At 71.1% G+C, this 19,572-nt stretch carries 20 protein-coding genes; 8 read left to right on the top strand and 12 right to left on the bottom strand.

All coding sequences use genetic code 11. From position 1 onward, the window contains the following. Positions 1–60 precede the first annotated feature (60 nt). Both AC1DS4_RS15485 and AC1DS4_RS15480 read right to left on the bottom strand, forming a co-directional pair. Positions 61–2,577, bottom strand: coding sequence for a sodium-translocating pyrophosphatase (locus tag AC1DS4_RS15485; RefSeq protein ID WP_477613885.1), 2,517 nt, complete (start codon positions 2,575–2,577; stop codon positions 61–63). A 154-nt stretch (positions 2,578–2,731) separates the two neighbouring features. Further along, complete coding sequence (locus tag AC1DS4_RS15480) at positions 2,732–3,076, bottom strand: anti-sigma factor antagonist (protein WP_477613886.1); 345 nt, start codon at positions 3,074–3,076, stop codon at positions 2,732–2,734. Between the two features lie 85 nt (positions 3,077–3,161). Between AC1DS4_RS15480 and AC1DS4_RS15475 the strand changes: the two genes are divergently transcribed. Together AC1DS4_RS15475 and AC1DS4_RS15470 are read left to right on the top strand one after the other, a co-directional pair. Beyond that, a complete protein-coding gene (locus tag AC1DS4_RS15475; RefSeq protein WP_477633168.1) occupies positions 3,162–5,561 on the top strand; it encodes a DEAD/DEAH box helicase in 2,400 nt (799 codons plus the stop codon). Between the two features lie 107 nt (positions 5,562–5,668). Continuing rightward, positions 5,669–6,688: a hypothetical protein gene (locus AC1DS4_RS15470; RefSeq protein ID WP_477613888.1), complete on the top strand. Its 1,020-nt coding sequence runs from the start codon at positions 5,669–5,671 to the stop codon at positions 6,686–6,688. A 12-nt stretch (positions 6,689–6,700) separates the two neighbouring features. Here the strand turns inward: AC1DS4_RS15470 and AC1DS4_RS15465 are convergent, their stop codons facing one another. From AC1DS4_RS15465 to AC1DS4_RS15430, 8 genes are all read right to left on the bottom strand, one after another. Next, positions 6,701–7,117, bottom strand: coding sequence for an Rv3654c family TadE-like protein (locus AC1DS4_RS15465; RefSeq protein WP_477633167.1), 417 nt, complete (start codon positions 7,115–7,117; stop codon positions 6,701–6,703). After that, the gene (locus tag AC1DS4_RS15460) at positions 7,114–7,479 is read right to left on the bottom strand and encodes a TadE family type IV pilus minor pilin (protein WP_477633166.1); all 366 of its coding nucleotides are present in this window, start codon (positions 7,477–7,479) and stop codon (positions 7,114–7,116) included. Before AC1DS4_RS15460 ends, AC1DS4_RS15465 begins: the two co-directional genes overlap by 4 nt. A gap of 14 nt (positions 7,480–7,493) precedes the next feature. After that, positions 7,494–7,772 (bottom strand): DUF4244 domain-containing protein, encoded by a 279-nt coding sequence (locus AC1DS4_RS15455; RefSeq protein ID WP_477613891.1) that lies wholly within the window; start codon positions 7,770–7,772, stop codon positions 7,494–7,496. Positions 7,773–7,857: 85 nt separating this feature from the next. Further along, positions 7,858–8,358 carry a type II secretion system F family protein gene (locus AC1DS4_RS15450; protein WP_477633165.1) on the bottom strand — a complete coding sequence of 167 codons (501 nt, stop codon included), beginning with the start codon at positions 8,356–8,358 and terminating at the stop codon, positions 7,858–7,860. 158 nt (positions 8,359–8,516) lie between these two features. After that, on the bottom strand, positions 8,517–9,203 hold the full coding sequence (locus AC1DS4_RS15445) for a type II secretion system F family protein (RefSeq protein WP_477624741.1): 687 nt from the start codon (positions 9,201–9,203) through the stop codon (positions 8,517–8,519). 11 nt (positions 9,204–9,214) lie between these two features. Next, positions 9,215–10,342 (bottom strand): TadA family conjugal transfer-associated ATPase, encoded by a 1,128-nt coding sequence (locus AC1DS4_RS15440; RefSeq protein WP_477613894.1) that lies wholly within the window; start codon positions 10,340–10,342, stop codon positions 9,215–9,217. Positions 10,343–10,355: 13 nt separating this feature from the next. Further along, entirely contained in the window at positions 10,356–11,066 is a 711-nt protein-coding gene (locus tag AC1DS4_RS15435; RefSeq protein WP_477633164.1) for a CpaE-like family protein, read from the bottom strand. 726 nt (positions 11,067–11,792) lie between these two features. Next, positions 11,793–12,635 carry a Fic family protein gene (locus tag AC1DS4_RS15430; RefSeq protein WP_477633163.1) on the bottom strand — a complete coding sequence of 281 codons (843 nt, stop codon included), beginning with the start codon at positions 12,633–12,635 and terminating at the stop codon, positions 11,793–11,795. Between the two features lie 138 nt (positions 12,636–12,773). On the opposite strand from AC1DS4_RS15430, the gene AC1DS4_RS15425 reads away from it, so the two are divergent. Genes AC1DS4_RS15425 through AC1DS4_RS15410 form a run of 4 tightly spaced genes read left to right on the top strand, consistent with a single transcriptional unit; the run spans position 12,774 to position 16,776 of the window. After that, positions 12,774–13,976, top strand: coding sequence for a sensor histidine kinase (locus tag AC1DS4_RS15425; protein ID WP_477633162.1), 1,203 nt, complete (start codon positions 12,774–12,776; stop codon positions 13,974–13,976). A gap of 10 nt (positions 13,977–13,986) precedes the next feature. Continuing rightward, positions 13,987–14,799, top strand: a complete 813-nt coding sequence (locus tag AC1DS4_RS15420) for a LytR/AlgR family response regulator transcription factor (RefSeq protein ID WP_477613898.1) — start codon at positions 13,987–13,989, stop codon at positions 14,797–14,799. Continuing rightward, positions 14,796–15,218 (top strand): hypothetical protein, encoded by a 423-nt coding sequence (locus AC1DS4_RS15415; RefSeq protein WP_477633161.1) that lies wholly within the window; start codon positions 14,796–14,798, stop codon positions 15,216–15,218. Before AC1DS4_RS15420 ends, AC1DS4_RS15415 begins: the two co-directional genes overlap by 4 nt. 31 nt (positions 15,219–15,249) lie before the next feature. Then, on the top strand, positions 15,250–16,776 hold the full coding sequence (locus tag AC1DS4_RS15410) for a sodium/solute symporter (protein WP_477633160.1): 1,527 nt from the start codon (positions 15,250–15,252) through the stop codon (positions 16,774–16,776). A 1-nt stretch (position 16,777) separates the two neighbouring features. Here AC1DS4_RS15410 and AC1DS4_RS15405 read toward each other — a convergent pair whose 3' ends face one another. After that, complete coding sequence (locus tag AC1DS4_RS15405) at positions 16,778–17,164, bottom strand: type II toxin-antitoxin system death-on-curing family toxin (RefSeq protein ID WP_477633159.1); 387 nt, start codon at positions 17,162–17,164, stop codon at positions 16,778–16,780. After that, positions 17,161–17,364, bottom strand: a complete 204-nt coding sequence (locus tag AC1DS4_RS15400; protein ID WP_477633158.1) for a ribbon-helix-helix protein, CopG family — start codon at positions 17,362–17,364, stop codon at positions 17,161–17,163. The genes AC1DS4_RS15405 and AC1DS4_RS15400 overlap by 4 nt, the downstream gene beginning before the upstream one ends. Positions 17,365–17,590: 226 nt before the next feature. On the opposite strand from AC1DS4_RS15400, the gene AC1DS4_RS15395 reads away from it, so the two are divergent. Together AC1DS4_RS15395 and AC1DS4_RS15390 are read left to right on the top strand one after the other, a co-directional pair. After that, complete coding sequence (locus AC1DS4_RS15395) at positions 17,591–17,923, top strand: DUF485 domain-containing protein (protein WP_477614601.1); 333 nt, start codon at positions 17,591–17,593, stop codon at positions 17,921–17,923. Beyond that, on the top strand, positions 17,920–19,569 hold the full coding sequence (locus AC1DS4_RS15390; protein ID WP_477633157.1) for a solute symporter family protein: 1,650 nt from the start codon (positions 17,920–17,922) through the stop codon (positions 19,567–19,569). Before AC1DS4_RS15395 ends, AC1DS4_RS15390 begins: the two co-directional genes overlap by 4 nt. The last annotated feature ends 3 nt before the right edge of the window (positions 19,570–19,572 follow it).

Genomic DNA, 19,572 nt, shown 5'->3' with positions numbered 1-19,572 from the left:
GGCTCACCCAGGTGGGTGAGCCGGCCCGTCCGTTCCAGCAGGCGTGGGTATGCCGTGGAGCTAGCGCTTCGCCGGCTCCTCGACCGAGTCGGCAGCGTCGGCAGCGTCGGTGGCGTCGTCGACTGCCTTGCCGGGAGCGGTCTCGGCCTCGCCCGAGTCGGGCGCGGCTGCGTCGAACCTCGCGGCAGCCTCACCGTCTCCGTCGCCACCGATCGCCAGGTCGCGTGCCTTGGACACGGCGACCGCGGCGATGACGATGATGATCGCGGCGGCAGCGATGCCGTAGCGGACCACGTTGTTCTTGTCGTCGCCGATCGAGAGGGTGACGACCGCCGGGGCGATGAGCACCGAGACGAGGTTCATGACCTTGATCAGCGGGTTGATGGCCGGACCGGCGGTGTCCTTGAACGGGTCACCGACGGTGTCACCGATGACGGTGGCCGCGTGGGCGTCGCTGCCCTTGCCACCGTGGGTGCCGTCCTCGACGATCTTCTTCGCGTTGTCCCACGACCCACCGGAGTTGGCGAGGAACACGGCCATCAGGCAGCCGGTGCCGATCGCACCGGCGAGGAAGCCGGCCAGCGGCCCGATGCCGAGGCCGAAGCCGACGGCGACCGGGGTGAGGGCGGCGAGCAGACCCGGCGTCGCGAGCTCACGCAGCGAGTCCTTGGTGCAGATGTCGACCACGCGGCCGTACTCGGGCTTCTCGGTGTAGTCCATGATCCCGGGGTGCTCGCGGAACTGGCGGCGCACCTCGAAGACGATGGCGCCGGCGGCGCGGGTCACCGCGTTGATGGCCAGTCCGGAGAACAGGAACACGACGGCCGCGCCGAGCAGCAGCCCGACCAGCACGCTCGGGGTGACGATCTGCAGGTCGAACGGCGCGGCGGCCTTCTGGAGGGTCGAGGAGAACTGCGCCTGCGCGGCCTCCTGGGTCAGGGCGCCACTCTGGACCTTGGCCATCAGGTCGGTCTGGGTCTTCTGCTGAAGGGCCGTGAAGATGGGCTCGAACTTGGCCTTCCAGGCGTCGGAGTAGGAGCCGAAGAGCGCGGTGGCCGCCAGCACGGCGGTCGCGATCGCGATGCCCTTGGTGATCGCCTTGGTGGTGTTGCCCACTGCGTCGAGGTCCGTGAGGATCTGCGCGCCCTCGCCGTCGACGTCGCCGGACATCTCGGCGATGCCCTGGGCGTTGTCGGAGACCGGTCCGAAGGTGTCCATCGCCACGATGACGCCCACCGTGGTCAGCAGACCACAGCCGGCCAGCGCGATGAGGAACAGCGACAGGACGACCGAGCCACCGCCGAGCAGGAACGCTGCGTAGACGGCCGCGCCGATGATGACCGCGGTGTAGACGGCCGACTCCAGGCCGACGCCGATGCCCGACAGGACGACCGTGGCCGCGCCGGTGAGGGAGGTGCGGGCGACGTCCTTGGTGGGGCGCTTGTCGGTGCCCGTGAAGTAGCCCGTGAGCCACAGGATGACCGCGGCCAGCACGATGCCGATGATCACGGCGAGAACCGCCGAGCGGCGCGGGTCGCCGGTGAGAGCGGCAATCGTCTCGTCGGCGGAGCCGAGCCCCTTGAACGTGTCGGGCAGGTAGACGTAGGCGGCCACGCCGGAGAGCACGGCGGCGATGACGGCCGAGATGTAGAACCCGCGGTTGATCGCCGAGAGGGCGTTCTCGCCGGGCTTGACCCGCGTGATGAAGACGCCGATGAGGGCGGTGACCGCACCGATTGCGGGCACGATCAGCGGGAAGACCAGGCCGTAGGTGCCGAAGGCGGCGGAACCCAGGATGAGCGCGGCCACCAGCATCACGGCATACGACTCGAACAGGTCGGCGGCCATGCCGGCGCAGTCGCCGACGTTGTCGCCCACGTTGTCGGCGATCGTCGCGGCGTTGCGCGGGTCGTCCTCGGGGATGCCGGCCTCGACCTTGCCGACGAGGTCGGCGCCGACGTCGGCGGCCTTGGTGAAGATGCCACCGCCGACACGCATGAACATGGCGAGCAGGGCGGCGCCGAAGCCGAAGCCCTCGAGCACCTTGGGGGCGTCGCCCTGGTAGAGCAGGACCACGACGGAGGCGCCGAGCAGGCCGAGGCCCACGGTCGCCATGCCGACGGTGCCACCGGTACGGAAGGCGATCCGCATACCCGAGTCGCGGTCGCCGCCGCGGGCGGCGGACGCGACCCGGACGTTGGCCTTGACGGCCAGGCTCATGCCGAGGTAGCCGATGGCGGCGGAGAACAGTGCGCCGACGACGAAGAACGCGGACCGACCCCATCGAACCTCGGAGGTGTCGGCGGGAAGCAGGAGCAGCAGGCCGAAGACCAGGACGATGAAGACGCTCAGGGTCTTGAACTGGCGGGCGAGGTACGCCTGGGCGCCTTCTTCCACGGCAGCGCCGATTTCCTGCATCTTCTCGGTGCCGGGGTCGGCCGCCAGAACCTGCTGGCGGAAGAACACACCCATGACCAGCGCGATGATCGCAATGGCGAGCACGGCGAAGACCAGGGTGAGATTGGTGCCGTCAAGCTGCAGGTCAGCAGCGGTGGCGGCAGGCGCAAGGCGCGACATTCCATCCTCCTCGATGGGGAATCATTCAGGACCGCCCAAGGGCACGCCACGACGGCGCACCACAGAGGGGACGTTGCAGGCGAGGGTAATGCACGTCACAGGGTATGTGACGCCGCGTGAGCAGGGTCACAGAGAATTCATCACGCCGACTTCGTCAGACGTTCGACGCCTCGGAGGCCTCGTCGACCGTGGGGTAGATGTGGAAGACCTTGTCCAGACCGGTGATCTTGAAGACCTTGAGGATCCGCTCCTGGGCACTGACGATGCGCAGGGTGCCGTTCTGACCACGCACGAGCTTGAGCCTGCCGACGAGCACGCCGAGGCCCGTGGAGTCCATGAAGGTGACCTTCTCGAGGTCGACGACGAGGTCGGTGCGACCCGCAGCCACCTGCTTGTCGAGCACTTCGCGGAGCAGCGGAGCGGTGTATACGTCGATCTCGCCCGCCACGTGGACGATCGTCACGGCGCCCTGTTCGCTGCTGGAGACCGACAGGTCCACGCTCACCCCTTCTGTTGCCATCGCTGGTGCCATCACTGGTGAGCAGACGGGTGCACCGTCTGCCCTCGGGATTACGGTAGCGGCAATGTCCACCTCTGGTCCCACCGCACCCGATTCCGCCGGGACGAGCCGTGCTCCGTTCGACCCCCAGTCGGTGCTGGCCGGCCTCGCGTCGGGAGTGCGAGCCGAGCGGCTGCTGCACGTGCACGAGGTGCCCGCGCGGGCCGCATCGCTCGCTGACTGGCCCACATGGGTCGACCCCAGTGTGTATGCCGCGTGCGCCGGCGCCGGGGTCACCTCCCTCTGGTCCCACCAGCGGGAGGCCGCCGACCTGGCCCACGACGGGTCGCACGTGGTCATGGCGACGGGCACGGCGTCGGGCAAGAGTCTCGGCTACCTCCTACCCGTGCTGTCCGCCGTGGTGGAAGGGGCGCTGGCGCCGTCGGGTCGCGGAGCGACAGCGCTCTACCTGTCCCCCACCAAGGCCCTCGCGGCCGACCAGCTCGCCCGGGTGCAGGCGATGGCCGTGCCAGGGGTGCGGGCCGCGACCTATGACGGTGACACCGCGACCGAGGAGCGTCGCTGGATCCGCGACCACGCCCACTTCGTGCTGACCAACCCCGACCTCGTGCACCACTCCCTGCTACCCCTGCACGAGCGGTGGGCGCCGTTCCTGCGGGCGCTGCGCTACGTCGTCATCGACGAGTGCCACACCTACCGGGGAGTCTTCGGCTCCCATCTCGCGGCGTTGCTGCGTCGTCTGCGCCGTGTGTGCGCACGCTACGGCTCCTATCCCACCTTCGTGCTCGCCTCGGCGACGGTGCGCGACCCGGCGGCCCACGCCTCGCGCCTCGTCGGTATGCCGGTCGCGCCCGTCACGGAGGACGGCTCACCTCGTGAGGCGATGACCTTCGCCCTGTGGGAACCGGGACTCCTCGGAGAGGGTGCGGGTCGCCGGTCGGCCACCTCCGAGGCGGCCGACCTGCTCGCGAGCCTGGTCTCCGGGCGGGTGCAGACGGTGGCCTTCGCCAAGTCCCGCGCCGGGGTGGAGGCCCTGGCGACCAGCGCCCGCCGGACGCTGATGGAGGTGGAGCCCGCGCTGGGAGGTGCCGTCGCGGCATACCGGGGCGGTTATCTGCCGGAGGAGCGCCGCGCGCTCGAGCGATCGCTGCGCTCGGGGGCGATCGTGGGACTCGCGGCGACCAACGCGTTGGAGCTGGGGATCGACATCAGCGGACTCGACGCCGTGCTGCTCGCCGGGTGGCCCGGCACGCGAGCGTCGTTGTGGCAGCAGGCCGGGCGCGCCGGGAGGGCCGGGACCCGGTCGCTGGCGATCTACGTCGCAGCCGACGACCCGCTCGACACCTATGTCGTGCACCATCCCGACGTGGTCTTCGGACAACCGGTGGAGGCCACTGTCCTCGACCCCGACAACCCGCACGTCCTCGGGCCGCACCTCGCCGCCGCGGCGGCCGAGCTGCCCTTGCGGGAGGCGGACCTCGCGATGTTCGGCGACCAGGCACGCGGGCTCGTGGACGCCCTGGTGGCGCGCGGGATCCTCCGTCGGCGACCGAGCGGCTGGTACTGGGCACGCACCGACCGGGCCTCCGACCACGTGTCGCTGCGGGGAGCCGGCGAGGTCGTGGGGATCGTCGACCAGCGCACCGGCCGGGTGCTGGGCACCATCGACGAGGCGTCGGCGCACACGCAGGTGCACACGGGGGCGGTGCACGTGCACCAGGGCGACAGCTATGTCGTGACCGACCTCGACCTCGACCACGGGACGGCGACCGTCGTGAGGGGCGACCCCGGCTGGAGCACGTTCGCGCAGTCGGTGAGCGCGTTCGACATCGTCAGTGCGCAGCGCAGCGTGGACTGGGGGCCGGTGCGGGTGTCGTTCGGGACGGTGCAGGTGCACACGCAGGTGACGTCCTTCCTGCGGCGGCTGGCCAGCGGCGAGGTGATCGGGACCCACCCCCTCGACCTGCCGCAGCGCACCCTCAGCACCCGCGCGGTGTGGTGGACCATGCCGGTCGAGTGGCTCGAGGCGGCCGGCGTGGGTGAGCCTGACATCCCTGGTGCCGCCCATGCTGCCGAGCACGCGGGGATCGGCATGCTGCCTCTGGTGGCGACCTGCGACCGGTGGGACATCGGGGGCGTGTCCACCGCCCTGCATCCTGATACCGGGCTGCCGACGATCATGGTCTATGACGGGCACCCCGGGGGTGCAGGCTTCGCCGAGCGCGCGTTCGACTCCTTCGAGCTCTGGCTCGACTCGACTCTCGAGACGGTCCGCTCTTGCCGCTGCGAGAGCGGCTGCCCCGCCTGCGTGCAGTCGCCGAAGTGTGGCAACGGCAACGAACCGCTCGACAAGGCCGGGGCCGTGGCACTGTTGCGGGCGGTGCTGGCCCACGCGCCACGGGGGTCCGATCGACGCCAGGTCCAGCTGCCGGCCGCGTCCGCCCTCGGCAAGGAACGGACGTGACGAAAGGGGCAAACCCGCAGGCCAGCGGCTAGGGTCGAAGCGAAGGGTGCCCCCGCACCCTTCGGACGGTGCACCACGCACCCTTGATGTGTCGGAGGTTTCGACCCGTGATCGTGTTCGGACTGATCCTTGTTCTGCTCGCCCTCGCCGCGGGTGTCGTGCTCTTCCTGGCGACCGACTCGCTCACCTCGCCGGTGGACATGGAGCTCTCCGGCTACCACTGGGGAATGACCCCGCTGGCCATGCTCGCCACCGGCGCCGTGGCGATGCTCCTCCTCGTCCTCGGCCTGGCGATGATCCGGGGAAGCATCAAGCGCAGGCGCCGTCCAATCCGTGAGGCCAAGGACGCCGAGCGTCAGGCCAAGCTCGAGGAAAGCATTCGCGCCGACGAGCGGGCCCGCGCCGAGGAGACCCACCAGAGCGCCCTCGCCGAGCGGGACCGCATCCGGGACGAGGAGTTCCAGACCCGCCTGGCCGACCATGACCGCGAGCGCGACAGCGAGCTGGCCTCGCGTGAAGAGGAGTTCGCCTCCCGCGAGAAGGCCAGCGAGGAGCGGGTGCGTGCAGACGAGCGCCGCAAGGTCGAGCAGGAGTTCGCCTCGCGGACGGCTGCTGCAGGTGCGGGCGCGGCGGGAGCTGCTGGTGTCGGGGCCGCCGCCACTGGGGCTGGTGGGCCGCGCGGTGCCCGCGACGCGGACGCTGCACCCACCGCGACCTACGCAGGCGCGGGGACGACCGACACCGACGCCACGACTGGCCGCCACTCGTCCGATGCCGAGCCGGACAGCGTGACTCCTGACGGGCGGACCCAGTCCCATACCGGGACCGAGACCGAGACCGGGGCCGCCACCGGGACCAGTACCGGGACCAGGTCCGCCGACTCCACCCAGGTGCTCGAGCGGGACAGCGGCGACACGGTTGCCGGTGACTCACACGACGCGCACGTGTCCGATGCCCAGACCGCTGGCACTCCCGACACGGCCGGCGAGCGGACCGACGACCGGACCGAGCGGGCGGACGACGAGACCTCGAACGACAGGCCCGCCGCGGCGGACGACTCGGCGCACCCGGGCCACCGCACGGTGGCCGACAAGATCATGGGTCGCGACCCCGCGCCCCGCGACTGACCGCGAACACCATCACGGCGACGGCCCAGCACGGGCCGTCGCCGTCGTGGTCCCGGCCACCAGTCCCGGCAGCGAGAAGCCCGCTGTCACCCTGGCCCTCACCGTGACCGAACCGTCCCCCGCCACGAAGCACCCCTGAGGCCGCGCGCCGTTCCTCGCCGTGATCGATGCCCCGGCGGTGCAGGCCGCCCGTGGATCTGCCCCAGCCTGCAACGCCTGCGACGCCGCCAAGGCGCCGAGGTCGGCGGCGGACCGCGCACGGTGGGTGGCGACGACGGCACTCGACAGGGCCAGCGCGCCCACGATCAGGACGAAGGCCACCCCCACGGCCGCCACGACGACCACCGTCACCCCGCCGATCTCCCCGCGACCGTGTCGGCCGAGCCCACGTCCGCCGAGCTCACCTCGGCCGAACCCACGCCGGCTCATGGCAGGGCCTCCGACCCGAGCGGGGCATCACTGGAGTCGACGTCCTCGCGCGCAGCCACCGCCTGACCCGTCGGGGACGCCCCTGACCCCAGCCACCGCAGTCCCGGGGACGGAGCTCCCCGAACCACGACCCAGACCTCCCGGTCGGAGCGCGTCACGGAGAAGGCGGCCCGCGGAGGCGCGAGCCGGTGCCCCACCTCGAGGGCTGCCGCCTCATCGTCTCCGCGAGCGAGGGCTCGCGCCGTGGCGCGCGCGGCGTCAACACAGCGCACCTGGTCGGTCACGGTGGTGATCGCCGACAAGGCCACGACGAGCACGAGGACCAGGGCGGGGATGGCGCAGGCGAACTCGGCCGTCGCCATCCCGCCCTCGCGTCCTAGCCCGCCGACCCGAGCGCGGTGGCGATCACGGACGCCAGGGCGGACTTGACGGCCCCCGACCGCACGACGGCGAGCAGGACGGCGGCAAAGGCGCACGCGGCGAGCGTGCCGACGGCATACTCCGCCGTGGTCATGCCTGCTTCGGTGTGCTGACGAAGCGTCGAAACTCGTTGAACCAGTTTGCATTTCACGCTGACTCCTTGGTGGTAGGTCGGGCACTGCGCCCTGTTCCAGCCGAGTTCAGCGCGTCTGCGCACCCCCCGCCAGCACTGCATCTCAGGCCTGTGCACGCGAAGCCAGGGCGGGTACGCCTGTGGACAGTCCCGGCCACGCAGGCCCCGTATCCGAGGCGATGGCGGATCACGATGCTCCTGACAGGACACCCGAGGCGAGGTTCAGGACGACGGGGACGACTGCCGTGCAGGCGAAGGCCGGCAGGAAACCCAGCCCCAGGGGCAGCACGAGCAGCACTCCGGCGCGAGCCGCCGCCCGCTCGCGCTCGCGTTCGCGCTCCTCGCGAAGCCGTGCAGCCGCCCTGTCGATGAGTGCTGCCGGGGCCGCCCCCGTCTGTTCGGACATGTGGGTCGCCAGCGCAGCCGGCCGCCAGCCCGGTCCCGCGTAGGACCACGCTTCGCGGGCAGGACGTCCCCAACGCAGTGCTGCGACGACCGCCGCCAGCTCGCCGCGCACCCGACCGGTCGACGCCGCCTGGACCTGGTGCAGGGCCTCGACCAGCGGGAGGCCAGCGCGAAGGGCCAGGCTGATGAGGACCAGCGCATCGGCCACGTCGTCCGACGACGCGAGGTGGCGCCGTCGGGTGGGTCTCCGGTCGCGGAAGAAGGCGACGGTCGGCCAAGCCACGATGCCCGTCGACGCATGGTGCCGATCCCCTCCCGGCCCTCCTTGCCGTCCAAGCCCTCCTTGCCGTCCAAGCCCTCCTTGCCGTCCAAGCCCTCCTTGCCCAGACCGGCTCGGCCACAAGGCCGTGGCCAGCCCGACCAGGAGCAGGGCGAGCAGCGTCATGTCGCCCGACGGAGGATCCGGCGACTCCACCACCAGGCCCCGGCGGCCAGGGACAGCCCGAGCACGAGACTGCCTGTCGCGGCGGGCGACGAGAAATAGAGTGCGCCAGGATCCACCCCGACCGCTGCACCGACGAGGGGACCGCTCGCGGGGAGCAGGCACAACACGGCCATCGAGGCTCGCGGGCCTGCGGCGGCGCTGGCGAGCCGCTGTCGTCCGCGCTCCCGCGCCCGCAGGACTCCCTCACACGAGTCGAGCGCCTCGGCCAGCGGCGCCCCGGTCCGTTCGCTGAGAGCCCAGGCTCGCCCCACGAACTGCAGATCGGCGCTGCCCTGGGATTGGGCGTGACGCAGCCACACCTCGGCCGCCGGCGCGCCCGCCCGCGTCGCCTCGACGAGGTCTCGCACCAGGCGGGCGAGCACGGGGTCGTCGGCGCAGCTCGGCTCGGCCGCAGCCAGAGCAACCGCTGGAACGACCCCGGCACGCAGAGGGGCAGCGACGGCCGCGACGAGCTCGGCGAGAGCCGCGTCGAAGGCCACTCGACGAGACCCACGGCGCCATCCGCGGCTGCGAGCGACGCCGGCGGGTCGGATCTCGTCGCCTCCCTGGCCGCCCTCCCGCATGGGCAGATGACTGCGGGAGACGGGCCACAAGGTCGCGGCGGCGACCAGCAGTCCGGCCATCAGGGCGATCCTCACACCCGTCCTCCGGTCAGGGTGGCCAGCCGGGCCCATCCGGGGCCCTGCCGTCCGGAGGCGACGTCCAGCGCGAGGTCGCAGACCGTCTCGTCGCCGGTCCACCTGATCACCGACAGGGAGGCGACCCGCCGCCCTCTCACGCCGCGTTCGACGTGCACCACCGCTTGCACCGCGCTGGAGAGCTGGGTCTGCACGGCGTCCCTCGGCATCGCCGCGAGCGCACCGAGTGCATCGAAGCGGCGTGGCACGTCCGCAGGCGCGTTCGCGTGCAGGGTGCCGCAGCCACCCTCGTGGCCGGTGTTGAGGGCCGCGAGCATCTCGCGCACCTCAGCCCCACGCACCTCACCCACCACGAGCCGGTCGGGTCGCATGCGAAGGGCCTGCCGGACGAGGTCCACGAGCCCCACGGCGCCCTGACCCTCGATGTTGGGTCCACGACCCTGGAGCCGCACGACGTGAGGATGGGCCACGGCCAGCTCGCGGACGTCCTCCACGACGACGATCCGCTCCGCCTCGGGCACCTCGGCCAACATGGCCGCGAGCAGGGTGGTCTTGCCGCACCCGGTCCCACCGCTGACGACGAAGGAGCAGCGGCCGAGCACCAGGCCGCGCAGCAGCTCCTCGACCGCACCATCGAACATGCACCGAGCCCGCAGTGCCCCCAGCCCGACCCCGGAAGCACGAGGCACCCGCAGGCTCACGTGGGGGCCGCCGTCGACCAGCGGCGGGAGGATCGCATGCAGCCGGATGCCGCTGGGCAACAGGCCGTCCACCCACGGCTGGCTCTCGTCCAGTCGTCGCCCGGCAAGCCCCGCGAGCCGCACGGCCAACCGTCGCGCTGCCGACGGTTCGAGGTCGACATCGGCCCGTTGCACGCCACCCCTCCCCCGATCGAGCCACACCGAGCCGTCACCGTTGACGAGGACGTCCGTGACGTCGGGGTCGGCGACACAGGCCTCCAGGGGGCCGAGTCCAAGGACCTCGGAGGCCAGCACGCTGCGCGCGGACTCCACGCCCCCGTCGCCGAGTCGGGCAACGTCGGCCGCGGCGACATCGGTCACCGCAGCCGAGTCTGGTCCTTGGCCACGGCGGATCCGGTCCACGATCAGAGCCTCCTGGCTCATCGGCCCACCGTCCTCACGCGCCCACCGGGTGCTCGGACCAGGCGTCCGGCGCCCCGGCTCCCAACAGTGAGTCGGCCAGGGCCGACAGCACCCCCGAGGAGCGACTGCCCGGAGTACGACCGCGGTCCGCGTCGGCCGCGATCCGCGAGTCATCGCGAAGCGTCCCCACCAGGGGCAGGTCGAGGTGGACCGCCACCTCCTCGGGGCCGACCGGATCGCCTCGACCCGTCCTCACGACGAGGACCGCAGGACGACCGAGCTCGTGGACCACCTCGGCCAAGGTCATCGCGTCCGCGAGGTGGCGCGAGGACGTACCCACCACAACCACCAGCTCGGTGCACCGGTTCGCCAGCCACAGCGAGCAGCCGAGGTCGACCACGGCCACACCACAGACCCGCGCCAGGGCCGCCACCGCGGCGCCCACCACGTCATCGCTCAGCCCTGGGTAACCACCGGAAAGGACTCTGGTCGTCGCCTCACTGGGCAGGGCCCGCAGCAGCGCTGCTCCGTCGAGTGCACCCTGCGCTGCCGCCAGGTCTGGCCAGCGCAGGCCGGGCAGGTGCTCGAGGCAGGCCGTCACATCCAGGGCACCGCCGTCGGGCGCTCCGTCGATGGCCACCGTGGCGCCGACGCGCGGACCGGCGCGCACCGCGAGCGCGACAGCCAGGGTCGACACCCCCAGCCCGCCTGATGCGCCGATCACGCCCATCACCCTGTGGTCCATGCCCGTCAGCCTGGGGCTGCGCATTCACCGGAGCCACCACCACGTGGCGTCCTGTGGACCCATCCGCCAGCCCTGTCGCCGCTGTGGACGAGCGCAGCCACCACGGCGCCGTTCCGGCGCACCTCAGAAGCCTTGCACGAGGCAGGGTTGGAAGAGGCTGCCTTGCAGCAGGCTTCATTGCAGGAGGCTGCATTGAAGGAGGAAAGGGGACGGCCCCGGTCGGGGGGACAACCGGGGCCGTCGACGCGCCAAGCTCCGGGGGGGAGGAGCCGGTGCGCCGATCCGCTCTACCCACAAGGGGGAGCGGACGTCTTCATGGTGGACCATTTACCCTTCAACCGCAACTCGATCCGGCGCGTTTCGGGGCGAGTTTTGGCGTCGCGTCGCAGCGACAGACGCCCATCGCGCGCAAACCGCCACGAACCGAAGGATGGCACCCCGCGCAGCGGGGTGCCATCGCACCGTGATCCGCCACGGGTTACCAGGCGTGCTTTCTGTAGTTGTCGCACCGGGACAAGCCCGTCACGATCGGTCCACCAGTGGACTGCCCGCGCGTGGGTGCCCGATGGAGTCACGGTGGTCGTCGGCCTCACGACCGTCGACTTGCCTCCATGTGTACCCCCGCTCCGGGGCAAAGGAAAGCCTTGACTTCCGGGCGAAGCAGGAAATCCAATACGTCGGACGAAGCACGAAATCCAATACGTCGCGCGTGTCCCCACGAACGGGTCAGGTGAGCCGCCCCGCACGCACCGCGTCGCAGATCTGTTCGCCTTGCGCCGCGCCCGCCACGATGGCGTCGGCGCAGTGCCCGATCCACAGTCCCAGCCCCTCCGGACTGCCGGTTCCGTATGCCGCGAGCGCGCCGAGGTAGGCCGGCCCGCCTTGGGTGGCGTGACCGGCTTCGGTGACGACGACCCCGGTGGGGTCGAGCCCGGTGGCCTGCACCAGGGCGCGCTCGACGGCCCGCGCCACGACGCCGTTGCCGCGAACGAAGGGGCGCAGGGTCGCGATCTCCGCGTGGGCCAGCGCCGCGACGACCAGGGCCGGCACCGCGGAACCTGCCGTCATCACACCGACCAGGAGCTCGAGCCGGTCACGCAGCTCGCTCGCACCCGTGGCCGCCCCTAGGTCGAGGAGCTCCGCGCTGGACTCCCCCTCGATCCGGGGCCGACCCAGCTGGTGGTCCGGGAGGAGGCCCGAGGCTGCGGCGACGTGCAGCCTCGCCAGGGCCTGGAGGGGGGCGCTGGCGACCATGCTCCGCACGTGCTCGCTCTCGGCGGTGGCGGTCACCGCTCCGCGGGCCACGCGTTCGACGGGGTCGGGCTCGAGCGGCCACTGGGCTGCGCCGCGCATGACGTCACGCACCAGGTCGAGCGGCACCGTCGCGCCCTCCAGCGCCGCGCTGGCCTGGGCACCTCGCACCCGCGACTCGGCCGCAGCCTCGGGGATGCGGCGTCGCAGCGCCTCGTGCCAGCGCAGCCGCTCACACGCCTCGCGGGCGGCTGCGATCTTCTCCGGGACCCCGGGCAGGTCGGCGAGGGGGCGAAGCGAAGCGATGACGTCGACCACGGGGAGCAGCCTAGGCGTTGGCCGATCCGCTCCGAGCCCGCGATCAGGCCCTGCGCTCGTGATGAGGCCCTGCGCTCGCGATGGCGCTCAGGCCGGCGATCCGGCTCGGAGGCCACGACTCCGCCTAGAGTGCGCGATGTGTCGGGCAGCTTCAACCTCCCCACCGCGATCTTTGTCGCGGGCGCCATGGTGCTGGTCTACGCCCTGGTGCGGCTGGTGCGTCATGGCCGCAACGCCGCCCGGGGTTTCGTCTCCGAGGTCGACCACGCCACGCACGCCACGCTCCACACCGCCTCGATGGCAGCCCGCCACCTGCAGGACGGCCTGACGGCCGAGGGCACGACCAAGGCCGCCAAGCACCTGCGCGAGCTCCTGGGGTCCCCGGGGGTGGCCGTCTGCGATGCGAGCGGGCTGCTGGCCTGGGACGGAGCGCCGGAGCACCACGCCGCCGACGCACCAGGACACGCGGAGGAGGTGCTCCGCACCGGGCGAACCATCGTCCTGCGGGCCGGCCAGGTGCAGTGCCCCGACCCCGACTGCCCCGCCAGGACGGCCGTGATCGCGCCCGTGGTCACCGGTGAACGCGTGGTCGCCGCCATCGCGGCATACGGTCCGCACGCCTCGGCCGGTCTCGCCCGGGCGACGGAGGAGGTCGCGGGGTGGATGGCCACGCAAGCCGAGCTCGCCGACCTCGGCCACCAGCGCACCCGCACGATGGAGGCCGAGCTGCGCGCGCTGCGCGCCCAGATCAGCCCCCACTTCATCTACAACTCACTGGCGGCCATCGCCTCCTTCGTACGGACCGACCCCGAGCGCGCCCGTGAGCTGTTGCTGGAGTTCGCCGACTTCACGCGGTACGCCCTGCGCCGGGGAGGTGCGTTCACCACGCTGGCCGAGGAGCTGCGCAACGTGGAGCGGTACCTCGTGCTCGAGCAGGCGAGGTTCGGCGACCGGCTGCGGATCTCGTTGTTGATCGCCCCGGAGGTGCTGCCCGTGACGGTGCCCTACCTGGCGATCCAGCCCCTCGTCGAGAACGCGGTCCGGCACGGGCTGGCCTCGAAGGAGGGCGGTGGCCACGTCAGCATCTCCGCGAGCGACGAGGGCGCCGAGGCCGTCATCACCATCGAGGACGACGGGGTGGGCTCGGACCCGCAGGCGATCAGGAGCGTGCTCGACGGCGGGACGGAGGGCGACAACGTCGGGCTGGGCAACGTCGACGCGCGCCTGCGGCAGGTCTACGGCGACGACTTCGGCCTCGTGGTCGAGACCGCGCCCGGAGCCGGGACGAAGGTCACATTCCGGGTGCCCAAGTACGCCCCCGGGGTCCACCCCACGTCGTAGGCTCTCCCCCATGGCTGGCGCGCCCTCCGCCGACCCGGAGCCCCGCCGCCCGCAGGACGCCACCGTCGGCCCCGCGGGCGCAGCGCTGCGCGCGCTCGTCGTGGACGACGAAGCCCCTGCGCTCGAGGAGCTCAGCTGGCTGCTGCGCCAGGACCACCGCATCGCCGAGGTCATGACGGCCTCGAGCGGGGCCGACGCGCTGCGTTCGCTCGACGGCGGCAACATCGACGTCGTCTTCTCCGACATCTCCATGCCCGGGCTCGACGGCATGGAGCTCGCGCGGGTCATCGCGAGGTTCGTGGAGCGGCCCCAGGTCGTCTTCGTCACGGCCCACGACCAGCACGCCGTCGACGCGTTCGCCATCGACGCGACGGACTACGTCATGAAGCCGGTCCGGGCCGATCGCCTCGCGGAGGCAGTGCGTCGCGTCGTGGCGGCCGCCGACCCCGGGTCCGGGACCGCTACCGCGGCCGCCCCTGAGGACGAGACGATCGCCGTCGAGCTCGGCGGGGTCACCAGGTTCATCACCAGGAGCCAGATCCGCTACGCCCAGGCCCAGGGCGACTACGCCAGGCTGCACACCGAAGCCGGGTCCCACCTGGTGCGCATCCCACTCAGCACGCTCGAAGAGCGTTGGGCGGCAGCAGGATTCGTGCGCATCCACCGCAGCACCCTCGTGTCGCTGGCCCACATCAGGGAAGTTCGGATGGAGCACGGTCGCTGCAGCGTCGTCCTCGAGGGCGCGGAGCTCCAGGTCAGCCGACGACACACCCGCGAGCTGCGCGACCGCCTGCTCAGGGCCACCCCGCGCGTCACGTCGTGACCGGACCCGGCGACCAGGGACCGGACGCCGCGCCGGCGCAGCCCCACGGTCCGGCGCCAATCCGCGTCCGGGTCACCAGCACCCGTCGCGACGCACCGACGCGGCGCGACCTGCGACCGCTCACCCGTGACATCGACGAACAGAGCACGCTGGGGGAGGTCTACATGGCCGGCCTGATGTCCGCCCAGCTGCGCCTGGCCCTGAGGGTGCTGGCGTTCGGGGCCGTCGGACTCGGCGGCCTGCCCCTGGTGTTCCTGCTCGTGCCGGCGACCCGCACGATGGCCCTGGGCCGGGTCCCACTGCCCTGGTTGGTCCTCGCGTTCGTCGTCTACCCGGTGGCGATCATCGTGGCGCGCTACTACGTGCGGGCGTCCGAACGGATCGAGGCGGAGTTCTCCCACGTCGTACGGCGTCGCTGATGCACGCCGACCACCGGGCCGAGGAGGCGTCGTGAACCCGGCCTACGGGGTCGTCGCCATCGTCCTCATCTGCACCGTGACGCTGGCAATCGGCGCGTTCGGCCTGCGCCTGTCGAGAACGACGAGCGACTTCTACGTCGCCGGACGCACCGTGACCCCCTACCGCAACGCCAGTGCCATCGGTGGTGAATACCTCTCCGCGGCAAGCTTTCTCGGCATCGCCGGGTTGGTCTACACCAATGGCCTGGACATGCTGTGGTTCCCCGTCGGATACACCGTCGGCTACGTCGTCCTCCTCGTCCTCGTCGCCGCACCGTTGCGCCGCTCGGGCGCCTACACGCTGCCCGACTTCGCCGAGGCCCGGCTCGAGAGCACCGTGATCCGCAAGCTCTGCTCCGTGCTCGTCGTGGCAATCGGCTGGCTCTACCTCCTACCCCAGCTCCAGGGCGCGGGGCTGGCCCTGGCGACGGTCACCGGTGCCCCCACCTGGGTCGGCGGCCTGGTCGTCGCCGTCGTCGTGGTGGCCAACGTGGCGGCAGGAGGGATGCGGTCGATCACCCTCGTGCAGGCCGTCCAGTACTGGATCAAGCTGACCGCCATCGCCGTCCCGGCCTTCGTCCTGCTCGGTGTATGGCTGGGCGATGGCGCGCCCTCCCCCGCCATCGCCGAGAAGACCGCCTGGGCCGAGCCACTGAACGGCCTTGCAGGACAAGGCCATCCGGTCTACGCGACCTACAGCCTGCTGCTGGCGCTCGCGCTCGGCACCATGGGCCTGCCGCACGTGCTGGTGCGGTTCTACACGAACCCCGACGGCAAGGCTGCACGACGCACCACCCTGACCGTGGTCGCCCTCCTCGGCGCCTTCTACCTCTTCCCGCCCCTCTACGGAATCCTCGGCCGCGTCTACATCCCCGAGCTGCCGGTGGGGACGGCTGCCGACACCCTCGTCCTGCGGCTGCCCGGGGCGATCGTCCCCGACGGGCTCGGTGAGGTGCTCTCGGCGGTGCTTGCAGGGGGCGCCTTCGCCGCGTTCCTGTCGACGGCGTCGGGTCTGACCATGTCGGTGGCCGGGGTGATCGACCAGGACCTGCTGCGCAGGCGGCTCGGCCGGATGACCGGCGACGACTTCACCGTGGCACAGGGCTTCCGGCTCGCGACGGTCCTGTCGGTCATCGTCCCGTATGCCGCGTCGAGACTGATCGAGCCGGTCGGCCTCGCGACCATGGTGAGCCTGGCGTTCGCGGTGGCCGCGTCCACGTTCTGCCCCCTCCTGGTGCTGGGATCCTGGTGGCGCGGCCTCAGCACCGTGGGAGCAGCAGCCGGCCTCGTGGTCGGCGGGAGCCTGGCTGCCGTCGCGGTGGCCATCACGATCTTCGCCGGCCCGGTCCCGGGCTGGACCGGGGCCCTGCTCGGCCAGCCGGCGGCCTGGACCATCCCGATCTCCTTCGCCACCGCGGTCGTCGTGTCACTCGCGACTCCGGGTCGCATCCCCCGGCACACCTCTCGCACCATGGTGCGGCTGCACACCCCCGAGGACCTGGCCCTCGACCGAGACTGAGCTAGCGGTCCCGAGACCAGGCCTCGGTGGCCTGCTCGAGTCTTTGGGCGATGTCGGAGATCTCGGCGAGCTCCCCCGTAGCCACCGCCATCACCAGGTCGTAAGCCGCGTCATTGGTGAGCCGGAGCTGCAGGCCGTTGGCGCCGTAGAAGGCCAGCATGGAGACGAAGCCCAGTCTCCTGTTGCCGTCGACGAGAGGATGGTTGTCGACCATCGACTGGAGCAGGGCCGCTGCCTTCTCGTGGAGCGTCGGGTAGGCATCCTCGCCGAAGACGGTCGTAGCCGGGCGGGCCACGGCACTCTGGAGGAGGCCGGCGTCACGCACCTGCACCTCACCCAGGACGCGCTCCGCGATGTGCAGGACGTCATCGAAGGTCAGCAGGATCACTGGCCGAGTCGCTCGATCGCGTCGGCGTAGCGGACCAGTTCGCGGTCGAGGACCGCGTCGACGATCTGTCGCCGGCCGGCCTGCTCGAGATAGCTCGACACGGCGTCGCGAGCAACCTCCTGCATCGAACGACCCTCCGCCTTGGCGCGTCGGCGCAGGGCCTCGGTCTCGTCCTCAGTCAGTCTCAGCGTCATGGCCATGATGTGATGGTATCACTCGTGACACCATCACAGATGGTCCACCAGCTGCGGCGAGACTCGCCGCTCGGCGCTCGACGGCGACCGTTCGGCGCAGCACCCCCTGCCACCCGGCGAGCGCAGACTCCGCACGGCGCGCGACCACGCGGCATACCTGCTGCTCAGGGGCTCGCAGCGGCACAGTGGCGACGATCGCGGGACCGGCCCGCGCCACCACAGGAGGTGTCCCGTGAGCAACGACGCTCGCACGGAGCACGACCCCTTTGTGGACCTGCAAGGGTCCGAGGAGTTCGCGGACCTGAGGTCCCGGTTCCGCAGGTTCGTCTTCCCCATGACCGCGCTGTTCCTGGCGTGGTACTTCCTCTACGTGCTGCTGTCGGTCTACGCGCCGGTGTTCATGGGCCACAAGGTGTTCGGCAACATCAACGTCGGCCTGATCCTCGGGCTCGGTCAGTTCGTGTCGACCTTCGTCATCACGATCCTCTACGTGCGCTGGGCCGACCGTGAGTTCGACCCGCGCGCCGCCGCACTCGCCACGACGATCGGGGAGGACCACCGATGAGCGCTCCCACCATTGCCAGCCTCGCCCCCGCCGCCACGAACGTCGGCAGCCCGGCGCTCAACATCACCATCTTCGGCGTCTTCGTCCTGATCACTCTCGCGATCGTCATCCGGGCGTCGAAGAACAACCGCAGCGCGGCCGACTTCTATGCGGGTGGTCGTGCTTTCACCGGACGGCAGAACGGCATCGCGATCGCGGGCGACTACCTGTCGGCGGCCAGCTTCCTCGGCATCGCCGGGGCCATCGCCCTCAACGGCTACGACGGCTTCCTCTACTCGATCGGCTTCCTCGTCGCGTGGCTCGTCGCGCTGCTCCTGGTCGCCGAGCTGCTGCGCAACGCGGGCAAGTACACGATGGCCGACGTCCTGTCGTTCCGCCTCAAGCAGCGGCCGGTCCGGATGGCTGCGGCGATCTCCACCCTCGCGGTCTGCTTCTTCTACCTGCTCGCGCAGATGGCCGGGGCGGGCGGTCTGGTGGCACTGCTGCTGGGCATCGACAAGAAGAGCGGCCAGTCCGTCGTCATCGCCGTCGTGGGGGTCATCATGATCGCCTACGTACTCATCGGCGGCATGAAGGGCACCACCTGGGTCCAGATCATCAAGGCCGTGCTGCTCATCATCGGCGCCGCCGTGATGTTCGTCTGGGTGCTGAGCAGGTTCGGGCTCAACCTCTCCCACCTGCTCGGCGAGGCCGTGACGAAGTCCGGAGGCAAGAAGGTCCTCGATCCCGGGCTGCAGTACGGGAAGAGCGGCCTGACCAAGCTCGACTTCATCTCGCTGTCGCTGGCCCTGGTCCTCGGCACCGCAGGCCTGCCGCACGTGCTGATGCGGTTCTACACCGTGCCCTCGTCGAAGGAGGCCCGCAAGTCGGTCGAGTGGGCGATCTGGCTGATCGGCATCTTCTACCTCTTCACCCTCGTCCTCGGGTACGGCGCCGCCGCACTCGTCGGGCCCAAGGCCATCGCGGCGGCTCCCGGCAAGGCCAACTCGGCCGCGCCACTGCTGGCCTACGAGCTCGGCGGTGAGCTGCTGCTCGGCCTCATCTCGGCCGTGGCGTTTGCGACCATCCTCGCGGTCGTCGCCGGTCTGACGATCACGGCGAGCGCGAGCCTGTCGCACGACATCTACAACTCGGTCATCAAGGAAGGCACCGCCTCTGCGGAGGACGAGGTCCGGGTCGCCCGCATCACCGCGGTCGTCATCGGCATCCTCGCGATCCTCGGCGGGATCCTCGCCAACGGCCAGAACATCGCCTTCCTCGTCGCCCTCGCCTTCGCCATCGCGGCCTCGGCGAACCTGCCGACGATCCTGTACTCGTTGTTCTGGAAGCGGTTCAACACCCGAGGCGCGTTGTGGTCGATCTACGGCGGCCTCATCACCGCGCTGACGCTGATCGTCTTCAGCCCAGTGGTCTCGGGCAAGCCGCCGGTCGCGCCGCTCACGACGAGCCCGTCGATGATCACGGACCCGACCGTGGACTTCCACTGGTTCCCGCTCGACAACCCCGGCATCGTCTCGATCCCGCTGGCCTTCATCCTTGGCTGGTTGGGCACCGTGACGAGCAAGGAGTACAACGCAGCCAAGTACGCCGAGATGGAGGTTCGCTCCCTCACCGGTCACGGCGCCGAGAAGGCGGTCGCGCACTAGGTC

It is taken from the genome of Pedococcus sp. P3_C7, from assembly GCF_056402615.1.
This window is presented reverse-complemented; position numbering and strand designations above follow the sequence as displayed.